Origin of the sequence: Hyunsoonleella jejuensis, from assembly GCF_900111025.1 — a bacterium.
GTDB lineage: Bacteria > Bacteroidota > Bacteroidia > Flavobacteriales > Flavobacteriaceae > Jejuia > Jejuia jejuensis.
Window position 1 is genome coordinate 1,399,274 of the sequence record NZ_FOFN01000001.1, and the last position, 14,505, is coordinate 1,413,778.

Sequence of the window (14,505 nt, forward strand, 5' to 3'; positions counted from 1 at the left end):
AGGGTTTTTTATGTCTGAAGTAAGTGAAAAAAAGTGGTACGTTGTTAGAGCTGTAAGTGGTCAGGAAAACAAAATCAAAACATATATCGAGAATGAAATTGCTCGATTAGGTTTGCAAGATTATGTTGATCAAGTTTTAGTACCTACCGAAAAGGTAATACAAATTCGTAATGGAAAAAAAATCCAAAAGGAAAAAGTATTTTTCCCAGGATATATTATGATTCAAGCGAATTTAACTGGAGAGGTGCCTCACATCATTAAAGGAATAACTAATGTAATTGGTTTCTTGGGAGAAACAAAAGGTGGAGACCCTGTGCCATTGAGACAATCTGAAGTGAACAGAATGCTAGGTAAGGTGGATGAATTGGCCGTTGACGATAATGTTCATGTGGCAATTCCATTTACTAAAGGAGAAACTGTTAAAGTAATTGATGGTCCATTCAACGGATTTGATGGTACTATCGAAAACATAAATGAAGAAAAGCGCAAGCTTGAAGTGATGGTCAAGATTTTCGGAAGAAAAACACCATTGGAATTAAGTTATATGCAAGTAGAGAAAATTTAATAATTGTTACATATCCAGATAAGTTTAGAGCTTCCAAACTAATCTTATCAAATTTAAATTTTAAAACATGGCAAAAGAGTTAGGTAAAGTAGTTAAGCTACAAGTTAGGGGAGGTGCTGCGAATCCATCGCCACCGGTTGGACCCGCTCTAGGTGCTGCTGGAGTAAACATTATGGAGTTCTGTAAGCAATTTAATGCTAGAACTCAAGATAAAGCAGGTAAAGTATTACCTGTTGTTATTAGTGTTTACAAGGACAAGTCTTTCGATTTCGTAATCAAGACGCCACCAGCTGCAGTACAATTATTAGAAGCGGCCAAGGTGAAAAAGGGTTCAGGCGAACCAAACCGAAAAAAAGTAGCTAAAGTGTCTTGGGACCAAGTTAAAACCATTGCGGAAGACAAAATGCAGGATTTGAATGCATTTACTGTTGAGTCTGCTATGAAAATGGTTGCTGGAACTGCAAGATCAATGGGAATCACTGTAACAGGGAAATTCCCTTCTTAATCTATTAAAGACATTAGAAAATGGCAAGATTAACAAAAAAGCAAAAAGAGGCTTTAGCGAAAATAGAAAAGGGAAAACTGTATTCTGTTGATGAAGCGTCTGCATTAATCAAAGAAATTACCAATACTAAATTTGATGCATCTGTTGATTTAGCAGTGCGTTTAGGAGTAGATCCTAGAAAAGCAAATCAAATGGTAAGAGGTGTTGTATCTCTTCCTCATGGTACTGGTAAAGACATGAAAGTATTAGCATTAGTAACACCAGATAAAGAAGCCGAGGCTAAAGAAGCAGGAGCTGATTACGTAGGTTTAGATGAATACCTTGATAAAATTAAAGGTGGCTGGACAGACGTTGATGTTATTATTACTATGCCAAGTGTAATGGGTAAATTGGGTCCTTTAGGACGTGTATTAGGTCCTCGTGGTTTAATGCCTAACCCAAAAACTGGTACAGTGACTATGGATGTTGCAAAAGCGGTTAGCGAAGTTAAAGCTGGTAAAATTGACTTTAAAGTTGATAAAACTGGTATTGTACACGCAGCTATTGGTAAAGCATCATTTAGTGCTGATAAAATTGCGGGTAACGCAAATGAATTATTACAAACATTACTAAAATTAAAACCAACTACTGCAAAGGGTACTTATGTGAAGAGCATTTTCATGTCTTCAACCATGAGTCCTAGTGTTGCAATAGATCCTAAAATTGGTTAATTAGTTAAATAACTTTTATTATGACAAGAGAAGAAAAATCGCAAGTAATTCAAGACTTAACTGCACAATTAACCGATAACGCTAATATATACTTAGCAGATATTTCAGGATTAAATGCAGGTTCTACTTCAGACTTACGTCGTGCTTGTTTTAAGGCAAACGTTAGTATGGCAGTGGTTAAGAATACATTACTTGAAAAAGCAATGGAGGCTTCAGATAAAGAATTTGGAGAACTTCCAACGGTTTTAAAAGGTAACACTTCAGTAATGTATTCTGAAACTGGTAATGCGCCAGCTAAAGTAATTAAAGCTTTTAGAAAAAAATCAGAGAAACCTTTACTAAAAGGAGCTTTTATTGAGGAGGCAATTTACATTGGTGATGACCAGTTAGATATGTTGGTAGATATCAAGTCTAGAGAAGAGTTGATAGGTGAGATTGTTACATTATTACAATCGCCTGCTAAGAATGTTATTTCAGCACTTAAATCAGGTGGTGGAACATTGGCAGGTATCATTAAAACTTTATCCGAAAAAGAAGGATAAACAAACAAGTACGCACTTTTTACAATTATATTATTATTAAAACATTTTTAAAACGATAGAAAAATGGCAGATTTAAAAGATTTCGCAGAACAATTAGTTAACTTAACAGTAAAAGAAGTTAATGAGTTAGCTACTATATTAAAAGATGAGTATGGTATCGAGCCTGCTGCTGCAGCTGTAGCTGTAGCTGCTGGTGGAGGTGCTGCAGGTGGTGGAGAAGCCGCTGAAGAAAAATCAGAATTTGATGTAATCCTTAAAGCCGCTGGTGGTTCTAAACTAGCTGTTGTAAAATTAGTTAAGGAATTAACTGGTTTAGGATTAAAAGAAGCTAAAGGTCTTGTAGACGAGGCTCCTTCAGCAATTAAAGAAGGTGTTGCTAAAGACGAAGCTGAAGCTCTTAAAGCTCAATTAGAAGAGGCAGGAGCAGAGGTTGAGCTTAAGTAAGCTTAATTACTCAACAATACAAAGGTTTAGGTTTATCCCGCGAAGGCGGGATATCGCCTAGACCATTTTGCGTATATAACCATATACGCAAATAAATTGAAAAAACAGTCTGTTTATTAGGTTTAAAATTTGGCTGTTTCTCTAGTGTTTAAAAGCACTATCAAAATATTTTTTAATCAAAATTCCGTCCATTGATGTTGTCAACACAAGCTGAAAGATTAAATTTCTCCTCTATTGTAAATAGAACGGAATATCCAGATTTCTTGGATATTCAGATTAAATCCTTCCAGGATTTTTTCCAATTAGAAACAAAATCTGAAGAAAGAGGTGATGAAGGGTTATACAATACCTTCATGGAAAACTTTCCAATTACAGATTCTCGTAATCAATTCGTATTAGAATTTTTAGATTACTTTGTTGATCCGCCAAGATATGCTATTGAAGAGTGTATTGAAAGAGGATTAACGTATAGCGTTCCGCTAAAAGCAAGGCTAAAGTTATACTGTACAGATCCTGAACATGAAGATTTCGAAACCATCGTTCAAGATGTTTATTTAGGAACTATACCTTACATGACGCCAAGTGGTACTTTTGTTATCAATGGTGCAGAACGTGTTGTGGTGTCTCAGTTGCACCGTTCACCAGGGGTGTTCTTCGGTCAGTCTTTCCATGCAAATGGTACAAAATTATATTCAGCAAGGGTAATTCCTTTCAAAGGGTCTTGGATAGAATTTGCTACTGATATCAATCAGGTAATGTATGCCTATATTGATAGAAAGAAAAAATTACCTGTTACAACTTTATTCCGTGCGATTGGTTTCGAGCGCGATAAAGATATTTTAGAGATTTTTGACTTAGCTGAAGAAGCTAAAGTTTCTAAAACAGGTTTAAAGAAATACTTAGGACGAAAGCTAGCGGCACGTGTATTAAACACTTGGCATGAGGATTTTGTTGATGAAGATACAGGTGAAGTAGTATCCATCGAGCGTAACGAGATTGTACTTGATCGTGATACTATTCTTGATAAAGAAAATATTGAAGAAATTCTTGAAGCAGGTGTAAAAACCATCTTGTTGCACAAAGAAAGCAATGAGCAAGGAGATTATGCTATTATTCACAATACACTTCAAAAAGATCCAACAAACTCTGAAAAAGAGGCTGTTGAGCACATCTATAGACAACTACGTAACGCAGAACCACCAGATGAGGAAACTGCGCGTGGTATTATAGACAAGTTATTCTTTTCAGACCAACGTTACTCTTTAGGTGAGGTAGGTCGTTACAGAATGAACAAGAAATTAGGTCTTGATATTGGAATGGACAAGCAAGTGTTGACCAAGGAAGATATCATTACTATCATAAAATATTTAATTGAGTTAATCAATTCTAAAGCAGAGATTGATGATATTGATCACTTATCAAACCGTCGTGTACGTACAGTAGGTGAGCAATTATCCTCTCAGTTTGGTGTTGGTTTAGCACGTATGGCTCGTACAATTCGTGAGCGTATGAACGTTCGTGATAACGAGGTGTTTACGCCTATAGATTTAATTAACGCGAAGACATTATCTTCTGTAATTAACTCATTCTTTGGAACAAACCAGTTGTCTCAGTTTATGGATCAAACCAATCCATTAGCGGAGATTACGCATAAGCGTCGTTTATCGGCTTTAGGACCTGGAGGTCTTTCAAGAGAAAGAGCAGGCTTCGAGGTACGTGACGTTCACTATACGCATTACGGGCGATTATGTCCTATTGAAACGCCAGAAGGACCAAATATTGGTTTGATTTCTTCACTTTCAGTATATGCGAAAGTGAATTCTATGGGATTCATTGAAACACCATACAGAAAAGTTGAAGATGGTGTTGTAGATATCAAAAACGCACCTACGTATCTAAGTGCAGAGGAAGAAGAGGAAAAACTAATTGCACAAGCAACTATCGAAGTGGATGATAAGGGTAAAATTTTACATGATAAGGTAATTGCTCGTATGGAAGGTGACTTCCCAGTAATCGATCCTAACGATTTGCATTACACTGATGTTGCACCAAACCAAATTTCATCGATTTCAGCATCATTAATTCCTTTCTTGGAACATGATGATGCAAACCGTGCATTGATGGGATCAAACATGATGCGTCAAGCAGTGCCTTTATTGAGAGTAGATTCTCCTATTGTTGGTACAGGTTTGGAGCGTCAAGTAGCGTCAGATTCTAGAGTATTAATTAATGCTGAAGGCAATGGAGAAGTGCTTTACGTTGATGCAAACGAAATTAAAATTAGATACGACCGTACTGAAGATGAAGCTAAAGTAAGTTTTGATAGTGATATCAAATCTTATCCATTAGTGAAATTCAGAAAAACAAACCAAGGTACTTCTATTAACCTTAAACCTATTGTTGTAAAAGGTGATAAAGTAACTAAGGGACAAGTTTTATGTGAAGGATATGCAACTCAAAAAGGTGAATTAGCACTTGGTAGAAATATGAAAGTAGCCTTCATGCCTTGGAAAGGGTATAACTTTGAGGATGCAATTGTAATTTCTGAAAAAGTAGTACGTGAAGATATTTTCACATCTATTCATATTGACGAATATTCTCTTGAAGTAAGAGATACAAAATTGGGTAACGAAGAGTTAACTAATGATATTCCTAACGTTTCTGAAGAGGCTACCAAAGACTTAGATGAGCATGGTATGATTCGCGTTGGTGCTGAAGTGAAGCCTGGTGATATCTTAATTGGTAAGATTACGCCAAAAGGTGAATCTGATCCTACTCCAGAAGAGAAATTATTACGTGCTATCTTTGGTGATAAAGCTGGAGACGTAAAAGATGCTTCTTTAAAAGCTTCACCGTCATTAAATGGTGTTGTAATCGACAAGAAGTTATTCGCAAGAGCTGTAAAAGACAAGCGCAAGAGAGCACAAGATAAGGATGATATTCTAGTGTTAGAAGCACAATACGACAGAAAGTTTGATGAATTAAAAGAAGTTTTAGTTGAGAAACTTTTTGCTATTGTAAATGGAAAAACTGCACAAGGGATCTTTAATGATTTAGGTGAAGAAGTATTACCAAAAGGTAAAAAATTCACCTTGAAGATGTTGAATGCTGTTGATGATTATGCGCATTTAGTATCAGGAAAATGGACGACTGATGATCATACTAATCAATTGGTTTCTGAGTTAATTCATAACTATAAGATTAAGGAAAATGATTTACAAGGGGCTTTACGTCGCGAGAAGTTTACCATTTCTGTAGGTGATGAATTACCAGCAGGTATCATCAAACTAGCTAAAGTTTACATCGCTAAGAAGCGTAAGCTTAAAGTAGGTGATAAAATGGCAGGACGTCACGGTAACAAAGGTATTGTGGCTCGTATTGTTCGTCAAGAAGATATGCCATTCTTAGAAGATGGAACTCCTGTAGATATCGTATTAAATCCACTTGGTGTACCGTCTCGTATGAACATCGGACAGATCTATGAAACTGTATTAGGATGGGCAGGTCAAAAATTAGGTCAAAAATATGCAACACCAATTTTTGATGGTGCAAATATTGACCAAATTAATGCCTTAACTGATGAAGCAGGTATTCCAAGATATGGACACACGTATTTATATGATGGTGGAACTGGAGATCGTTTTGATCAACCAGCTACTGTTGGTGTGATTTACATGCTGAAATTAGGACATATGGTTGACGATAAAATGCACGCACGTTCTATCGGACCGTACTCATTAATTACGCAACAACCGCTTGGTGGTAAAGCACAGTTTGGTGGTCAGCGTTTTGGTGAGATGGAAGTTTGGGCACTTGAAGCTTATGGTGCATCAAGTACCTTACGTGAGATCTTAACTGTAAAATCTGATGATGTAATTGGTAGAGCTAAAACATACGAAAGTATAGTAAAAGGTGAACCAATGCCAGATCCAGGTTTACCAGAATCTTTCAACGTATTAATGCACGAATTGAAAGGTTTAGGTTTAGACATCAGATTAGAGGAGTAGTTAATTAATTAAATTCATTTCAACCATATATTATGGCAAGAAAACAAGATAAAAATACAGTTAAGAGATTTAATAAAATCTCAATTGGTTTAGCATCACCAGAGTCTATTTTAGCAGAGTCTAGAGGTGAAGTTTTAAAACCAGAAACTATCAATTATCGAACGCACAAACCAGAACGTGATGGTTTGTTTTGTGAGCGTATTTTTGGTCCTGTAAAGGATTATGAATGTGCTTGTGGAAAGTATAAAAGAATTCGCTACAAAGGTATTGTATGTGACCGTTGTGGTGTTGAAGTAACTGAAAAGAAAGTACGTCGTGATCGCGTAGGGCACATCAATTTAGTTGTTCCTGTGGCTCACATTTGGTACTTCCGTTCGTTACCAAACAAGATTGGGTATTTATTAGGTTTACCGTCTAAGAAATTAGATATGATTATTTACTACGAACGTTACGTAGTAATCCAACCTGGTGATGCTAAAAACGAAGAAGGAGAGCCATTACAAAAAATGGATTTCCTTACTGAAGAGGAATACTTAAATATTGTTGAAGAATTACCTCAAGAAAATCAATATTTAGAAGATTCAGACCCTAACAAGTTTATCGCTAAAATGGGAGCTGAGTGTTTAATTGATTTATTGGCACGTATCGATTTGGAAGCATTGTCTTATGAATTACGTCATAAAGCTAATACGGAAACATCAAAACAACGTAAAACTGAGGCTTTAAAGCGTTTACAAGTTGTTGAAGCATTACGTGAATCTAACAACAATAGAGAAAATCGTCCGGAGTGGATGATTATGAAGGTTGTGCCAATTATTCCGCCAGAATTACGTCCTTTAGTGCCGTTAGATGGTGGTCGTTTTGCTACATCTGATTTGAATGATTTATACCGTCGTGTAATTATTCGTAACAATCGTTTAAAAAGGTTAGTTGAGATAAAAGCACCAGAGGTGATTTTACGTAATGAGAAACGTATGTTACAAGAATCTGTAGATTCATTGTTTGATAACACACGTAAATCATCAGCTGTAAAAACAGATTCTAACAGACCATTAAAATCATTATCAGATTCACTTAAAGGTAAGCAAGGGCGTTTCCGTCAAAACTTACTTGGTAAGCGGGTTGATTATTCTGCACGTTCTGTAATTGTTGTTGGTCCAGAATTAAAATTATATGAATGTGGATTGCCTAAAAATATGGCAGCTGAATTGTACAAGCCTTTCGTTATTAGAAAACTAATTGAAAGAGGTATTGTAAAAACAGTAAAATCTGCAAAGAAAATTATAGACAAAAGAGAGCCAGTAGTTTGGGATATCTTGGAAAACGTTCTTAAAGGACATCCAGTATTGCTAAACCGTGCGCCAACGTTACACCGTTTAGGTATCCAAGCTTTCCAACCGAAATTAATCGAAGGAAAAGCAATCCAGTTACACCCATTAGTGTGTACTGCATTTAATGCGGATTTTGATGGTGACCAAATGGCGGTGCATTTACCGTTAGGACCAGAGGCAATCTTAGAGTGTCAACTATTAATGTTGGCATCTCATAATATTTTGAATCCAGCAAATGGTTCACCAGTTACTGTTCCTTCTCAGGATATGGTACTTGGTTTATATTATATGACTAAGGAGCGTAAATCAACTCCTGAATTACCAATTAAAGGTGAAGGCTTAACATTCTACTCTCCTGAAGAAGTAGAAATAGCTTTCAACGAGAAAAGAGTTGATCTAAATGCAGGTATCAAAGTAAGAACTATTGATATAAATGAAGACGGGAAGTTAGATAGAATGATTGTTGAAACTACTGTAGGTCGTGTATTATTTAACCAACATGTACCACAAGCAGCAGGATATATCAATCAGGTATTAACTAAAAAGTCTTTAAGAGATATTATTCATGGTATTCTTAAAGTAACGTCTGTACCTGAGACAGCAGAATTCCTTGATGCGATTAGAACTTTAGGTTTCAAATTTGCATTCCAAGGTGGATTATCTTTTAGTTTAGGTGATATTATTATTCCGCCAGAAAAGCAGGGAATGATTGATAAAGCTAATGGTTTAGTTGACGGTATTACCGGAAACTATAACATGGGACTTATCACAAATAACGAACGGTACAATCAGGTTATTGATATATGGACGTCCACCAATGCTGAATTGACAGAGTTGTCAATGAAGCGTATTCGTGAAGACCAACAAGGATTTAACTCGGTGTTTATGATGCTTGATTCTGGAGCTCGTGGATCTAAAGAACAGATTCGTCAGCTTACAGGTATGCGTGGATTAATGGCGAAACCTAAAAAATCTAATGCAGGTGGTGGTGAGATTATTGAAAACCCGATTTTATCTAACTTTAAAGAAGGCCTTTCAATTTTAGAATACTTTATTTCTACCCACGGTGCACGTAAAGGACTTGCAGATACAGCGCTTAAAACGGCTGATGCAGGTTACTTAACACGTCGTTTAGTAGATGTTTCTCAAGATGTTATCATTAACAGTGTAGACTGTGGTACATTAAGAGGTGTTGAAGTTGAGCCATTAAAGAAAAACGATGAAGTTGTAGAAACTTTAGAAGAAAGAATCGTTGGGCGTGTTGCATTGAATGATACTTATAATCCTCAAACTGATGAATTATTAGTTGCATCAGGTGAGTTAATAGATGATAAGATTGCTAAGGCTATTGAAGACTCCCCAATTGAATCTTTAGAAGTACGCTCTCCATTAAGTTGTGAAGCTACTAAAGGTATTTGTGCTAAGTGTTACGGACGTAACCTTGCTACAGGTAAAATGGTTCAAAGAGGTGAGGCTGTAGGTGTTGTTGCAGCGCAGTCAATTGGAGAACCTGGTACACAGTTAACCTTGCGTACATTCCACGTTGGAGGTATTGCTGGTAACATTTCAGAAGAAAATAAATTAGCGGTTAAGTTTGATGGTATTGCTGAAATAGAAGATCTTAAAACTGTAAAAGGTGAAGATTCTGAAGGCAATATTGCAGATATCGTAATTTCTCGTACATCTGAAATTAAACTAGTTGATAAGAAGACAGGAATCACTTTAAGTACAAATAATATTCCTTATGGTTCTACTATTTTCATAGAGAATGGTCAAGAATTGAAGAAAGGCGATGTGGTTTGTCAATGGGATCCATATAACGGTGTAATCATTTCAGAATTCGCCGGTAAAGTGAGGTATGAGAACATCGAACAAGGTGTAACCTATCAGGTTGAAATAGATGAACAAACAGGTTTCCAAGAAAAAGTAATTTCTGAATCTAGAAATAAAAAGTTAATCCCAACACTTCATATTGAAGATGGTAAAGGAGAAACGATTCGTTCATACAACTTACCAGTTGGTGCTCACTTAATGATTGACGATGGTGAAAAGATTAAAGTTGGTAAAATTTTAGTAAAAATACCTCGTAAATCGGCTAAAGCTGGTGATATTACTGGTGGTCTTCCTCGTGTAACAGAGTTGTTCGAGGCACGTAACCCATCTAATCCTGCTGTAGTTAGTGAGATTGATGGTGTAGTATCTTTCGGAAAAATTAAGCGTGGTAACCGTGAAATCATTGTTGAGTCTAAATTAGGTGAGGTTAAGAAATACTTAGTAAAATTATCTAATCAAATTCTTGTTCAAGAGAATGATTATGTAAAAGCTGGTATGCCATTATCTGATGGTTCTATAACACCTAACGATATTCTTAATATCAAAGGGCCATCTGCGGTTCAACAATACTTAGTGAATGAGGTACAGGAAGTATATCGTTTACAAGGTGTGAAAATTAATGACAAGCATTTTGAGGTTGTAGTAAGACAAATGATGCGTAAAGTTAGAATTATTGATTCTGGTGATACCATTTTCTTAGAAGATCAATTAGCTCATAAAGATGATTTTATATCAGAAAATGATGAAATTTTCGGAATGAAAGTAATTGAAGATGCTGGAGATTCTACTAACTTAAAAGCAGGTCAGATAGTTTCACCTCGTGATTTAAGAGACGAAAACTCTATTTTACGTAGAGAAGACAAGAAACTTGTTGAAGCAAGAGATGCGAAACCAGCAACGGCAACACCTATATTACAAGGTATTACTAGAGCTTCGCTTCAAACAAAATCATTTATTTCTGCAGCATCGTTCCAGGAAACAACAAAAGTGTTGAATGAAGCAGCAGTTGCAGGAAAAGTGGATACTTTAGAAGGATTGAAAGAAAATGTAATTGTTGGACATAGAATTCCAGCAGGTACAGGTATGAGAAATTATACCGATATAATTGTAGGTTCTAAAGAAGAGTTTGACGAAATGATGCAGGTAAAGCAAGAGATGAATTTTAACTAATTGTCATTCCTGCGAAGGCAGGAATCTAAAACATAAAAGCCTTCATGTGTAGTAACTTGAAGGCTTTTTTTATTAAAGTATTAAATTATGGCAGACGAAAAGAATAAACAACAGCAAGGACAAATCAATATAGAATTAGATGAGAAAGTTGCAGAGGGAACTTACTCTAATTTAGCAATTATTAACCATTCTGTTTCAGAGTTTGTAGTAGATTTTGTTAACATCATGCCTGGGGTGCCAAAAAACAAAGTAAAATCAAGAATTATATTAACACCACAACATGCTAAAAGATTGTTGAAGGCATTGAGTGATAATGTAGCTAGGTTTGAAAATGCCCACGGTGAAATTAAGGATTATGAGCAACCGCCAATTCCTTTAAACTTTGGACCAACAGGGCAAGCATAATTTTTTGTTCTCGAATGAACAGTAATTGAAAGCTTAATTGACTTACATTAAGTTTGATATTTAATACTTGACATTTTTTTGGTATAAATTCGTTTCAGAAAATCTTTGAAAATATAAGAATTACAATGTTTAAAGGTCCTGTACAAAGTCTAAATTCAAACATTACATATATTCTATAAAAAAGCTGGATAAATTTTTATCCAGCTTTTTAAGTTGTTCACTATATTAAAATAGAAGGTTATCTATTTATAACTATCCTTTTAACTACACTAGGATTGTTGTTAGTTTCGATGATTAGAAAGTACAATCCATTTGCAAATGATGACACATCTACCTTATCTGAAGAAGGTTCTGCTGCCATTACTCTGCTACCAAGTGCATTAAATAATTGAATACTGTTAATTTTTGTTTTAGATTTTATAGTTACAAAATCTTTCGCTAGAGTTGGATAAACCATAATATCGTTATTTTGAACAGCTTCATCATCAACGCCTAACGTGGTATCGATTTGTCCACTAATACCATCAAAATAGTAGTTGTCTGCTGTCTTACCTGTTAATAGCCTTAACGTTATTCCGGTCGTACTCTCTGTAATATTCGTGGTAAACGTATATTTTGTGTACGCAGAGGTAGTTGTCGGATAAATCCCAACGAAATCTGAACCACCAGCAGTTTTATCTATTTTCAATTGAATGCCTACCTGCGATGCATTATCTGATTTTACATAAGCATCAATAGTAACGGTTTTTCCATTAAAGTCACCATCGTACGTTGTGTTTTGCAATTGCACGTCTCCTAATTTTGGTGCAGCTAGCGTATTGGTTTTTGTAGTTGAAATTTTAAAAGCATTGTTACCTTCAAAAATCATAGAACCCTCATCCGAAAAGGTTGCTTCTGCATCGGTAGAACCAGAAATAACACTCGTCCAATTGCCATCAGATAAATAACATTCTGCACTTCCGTTAGCTATTATATTAGCTTCCGATGCATCACAATCTATATATGTAATAGTAATAACACTAATACTGTATGCAGGAATGCTAAAACTTCCTGTTGAAGTAGATTGTGTGCTTGAGCTCCACGGACTTGTTTTATCCGTGTAGGGTGAAGTCAATTCACTAGTAATATCTTCATTAAACGTTTGGATGGTATAATTACCATCATAAGCTACACCATCCATAGAGAAGTTTAATGTGGATGCTACAGGCAATTTGTTTACTGCAAAAATTTTATACTCAGTTCCTGTATTAACCGCTTTAGCATACATACCTTGTAAGCCAGTTTCTATATCCGGACCGTTACTGTATGCATCATAAACCTCATTATTTTTAAAAACATCAAACAAAGAGGCGTACATTACACCCAAAGCCGATAACTTCATTTGCCCGCCGTCTAAAAAGGCTAAAGTAGATTCAGAATAGGTGTTGTTTTTCCATAACATATGAATTCCAGCTTGTTCCACTACCCCTTGAACATTTCCTTTTTCTAACGCCAAAAACACGTCGGCACTCGCAAGTGTTTGTGTGAAATTTACGGGCATATCGTCTGTTAAAACACCCCATTCTGTTATTAGAGCCGATTTTCCAGGGAAATTAGTACTGAATTTTGAAACACGTTCTTCCACTACCTTATACGACGTCATCATTTTATAAACCGTAGAGCCGCTGTAGAGAAAAGAGTTGGAATTATTATAAAAATGAACGGTGGCCGCATCAAAATAATCATCCACAGTGTCAATATGGTTTTTTATGGTATTATTCCAGCTACCTGTAAAATAATAATCTTTTTCAAGGCATACTGCCGCCTTAACATTGGGATTTACTGTTTTTAATTGTGTAATCACATCAGTAGTGTGACTAATATAAGAGTTGACATCTCTAATGTTATTGCCTCCTTGTTGGTCTGAGAAAAAGTTTTCGTTTCCTAACTCAACCCACTTAACATTCATGCCATCATTTAGTCTAGATTGATATCTGTTCTTTGAGTCTGTTGGAGAATCAATAAGCGTATTAAACATTAAAGTTGCAGATGCACCGGTATTATTTAAAACAGTTTTATACCCTGAATAGCCAAAAGTAAAAGAGGAACTATAATTTTTCACATCAACCCCATTGGTGCCATCAGGATAATAACCATCGGTAAGATAATTATAGTAATTCCCTACGGTACCTCCAGGAAATCTGAAGTTAGTTTGTGGAAACCAGTCATTAATAATTTGGCTAGTTTCAGGAGAGCTCCAAGTGTAGCCTCCTTGATTTTCCATAAACCTAAAGTGTGAATTTGTTGATAGCAGATCGTTATTAAAATTGTGTTTGCTGTTAGTATCTATATCTAAAGTATAGATTGGGCTTGCGGGCACATTAAAGGGAAACGAAAAAGCCATTGCTGGCTGTATGTTTGTAATTTCAGGATTTTTGATAATCATTTGTCCTGTAACGTTTTGTAATGTAAATTCAATACGCAAAGAAGTTAATCCTTTGTTGTTGTATTTCCTAACAGCAATACCCGTCTTTTCAAAAGTCCCCTCTGGGTGCTTATCTAAGTTTTCAGCAACAACAATACTATTGGTTCCCCCTTCGTAAATTTTTATTCTTGGCGCCTCAAACACCCTGTCACCTAGAACAATATTATTAATTTCAATTTCGGCTGTTACGTAAACATCGGTATAGGTATTTGCCACGTTTACATCTAAATATACTTTGTTATTTTTTGACGTTAATGTGTACTGATTGCCAACACGGGAAATACCAGAGCCAACTTCTGTCCAGGTGTTAGTATCAAAACTAATATTGGTTGGAAGTGTCTGTGCAAAAGAGTTCCCAATTATGAATATTGAAAACACTAAGCAAATTCGGTAAATCTTTTTCATACAATTGTTTTTTAATGATTTTTAAATTACAGTATTTAAATAATCTACTGATTATCTGGATGTTCAGTAAAACATAGGCAAATTTAATTTTTGTACTGATACTACTGGTTTTCTAATTCTCCTA

At 35.6% G+C, this 14,505-nt stretch carries 9 protein-coding genes; 8 read left to right on the forward strand and 1 reads right to left on the reverse strand.

Translation table 11 applies throughout. The features are described 5' to 3' along the window. The first annotated feature begins 10 nt into the window (after positions 1-10). The 8 genes from nusG to BMY39_RS06120 all read left to right on the forward strand — a co-directional run bounded on the left by nusG (position 11) and on the right by BMY39_RS06120 (position 11,512). Positions 11-565 carry a transcription termination/antitermination protein NusG gene (gene nusG / locus BMY39_RS06085; protein WP_092577130.1) on the forward strand — a complete coding sequence of 185 codons (555 nt, stop codon included), beginning with the start codon at positions 11-13 and terminating at the stop codon, positions 563-565. Between the two features lie 67 nt (positions 566-632). Beyond that, on the forward strand, positions 633-1,070 hold the full coding sequence (gene rplK / locus BMY39_RS06090) for a 50S ribosomal protein L11 (protein WP_092577137.1): 438 nt from the start codon (positions 633-635) through the stop codon (positions 1,068-1,070). A gap of 20 nt (positions 1,071-1,090) precedes the next feature. Further along, entirely contained in the window at positions 1,091-1,780 is a 690-nt protein-coding gene (gene rplA, locus BMY39_RS06095; RefSeq protein WP_092577142.1) for a 50S ribosomal protein L1, read from the forward strand. A 20-nt stretch (positions 1,781-1,800) separates the two neighbouring features. After that, complete coding sequence (gene rplJ / locus BMY39_RS06100; RefSeq protein ID WP_092577145.1) at positions 1,801-2,322, forward strand: 50S ribosomal protein L10; 522 nt, start codon at positions 1,801-1,803, stop codon at positions 2,320-2,322. A gap of 63 nt (positions 2,323-2,385) precedes the next feature. Then, positions 2,386-2,766, forward strand: a complete 381-nt coding sequence (gene rplL, locus BMY39_RS06105; RefSeq protein ID WP_092577148.1) for a 50S ribosomal protein L7/L12 — start codon at positions 2,386-2,388, stop codon at positions 2,764-2,766. 194 nt (positions 2,767-2,960) lie between these two features. Beyond that, complete coding sequence (gene rpoB / locus BMY39_RS06110; RefSeq protein WP_092577151.1) at positions 2,961-6,773, forward strand: DNA-directed RNA polymerase subunit beta; 3,813 nt, start codon at positions 2,961-2,963, stop codon at positions 6,771-6,773. Between the two features lie 32 nt (positions 6,774-6,805). After that, positions 6,806-11,107: a DNA-directed RNA polymerase subunit beta' gene (rpoC, locus tag BMY39_RS06115; RefSeq protein WP_092577154.1), complete on the forward strand. Its 4,302-nt coding sequence runs from the start codon at positions 6,806-6,808 to the stop codon at positions 11,105-11,107. Between the two features lie 87 nt (positions 11,108-11,194). Further along, complete coding sequence (locus BMY39_RS06120; RefSeq protein ID WP_092577157.1) at positions 11,195-11,512, forward strand: DUF3467 domain-containing protein; 318 nt, start codon at positions 11,195-11,197, stop codon at positions 11,510-11,512. A gap of 238 nt (positions 11,513-11,750) precedes the next feature. Here BMY39_RS06120 and BMY39_RS06125 read toward each other — a convergent pair whose 3' ends face one another. Further along, positions 11,751-14,381 carry a T9SS type A sorting domain-containing protein gene (locus BMY39_RS06125; protein ID WP_092577160.1) on the reverse strand — a complete coding sequence of 877 codons (2,631 nt, stop codon included), beginning with the start codon at positions 14,379-14,381 and terminating at the stop codon, positions 11,751-11,753. Positions 14,382-14,505: the final 124 nt, after the last annotated feature.

Excerpts from the sequence above, each read along its gene's own strand:
- nusG (WP_092577130.1), top strand. The coding sequence starts at position 11 with ATGTCTGAAGTAAGTGAAAAAAAGTGGTACGTTGTTAGAGCTGTAAGT.
- rplK (WP_092577137.1), top strand. The coding sequence starts at position 633 with ATGGCAAAAGAGTTAGGTAAAGTAGTTAAGCTACAAGTTAGGGGAGGT.
- rplA (WP_092577142.1), top strand. The coding sequence starts at position 1,091 with ATGGCAAGATTAACAAAAAAGCAAAAAGAGGCTTTAGCGAAAATAGAA.
- rplJ (WP_092577145.1), top strand. The coding sequence starts at position 1,801 with ATGACAAGAGAAGAAAAATCGCAAGTAATTCAAGACTTAACTGCACAA.
- rplL (WP_092577148.1), top strand. The coding sequence starts at position 2,386 with ATGGCAGATTTAAAAGATTTCGCAGAACAATTAGTTAACTTAACAGTA.
- rpoB (WP_092577151.1), top strand. The coding sequence starts at position 2,961 with ATGTTGTCAACACAAGCTGAAAGATTAAATTTCTCCTCTATTGTAAAT.
- rpoC (WP_092577154.1), top strand. The coding sequence starts at position 6,806 with ATGGCAAGAAAACAAGATAAAAATACAGTTAAGAGATTTAATAAAATC.
- BMY39_RS06120 (WP_092577157.1), top strand. The coding sequence starts at position 11,195 with ATGGCAGACGAAAAGAATAAACAACAGCAAGGACAAATCAATATAGAA.
- BMY39_RS06125 (WP_092577160.1), bottom strand. The coding sequence starts at position 14,381 with ATGAAAAAGATTTACCGAATTTGCTTAGTGTTTTCAATATTCATAATT.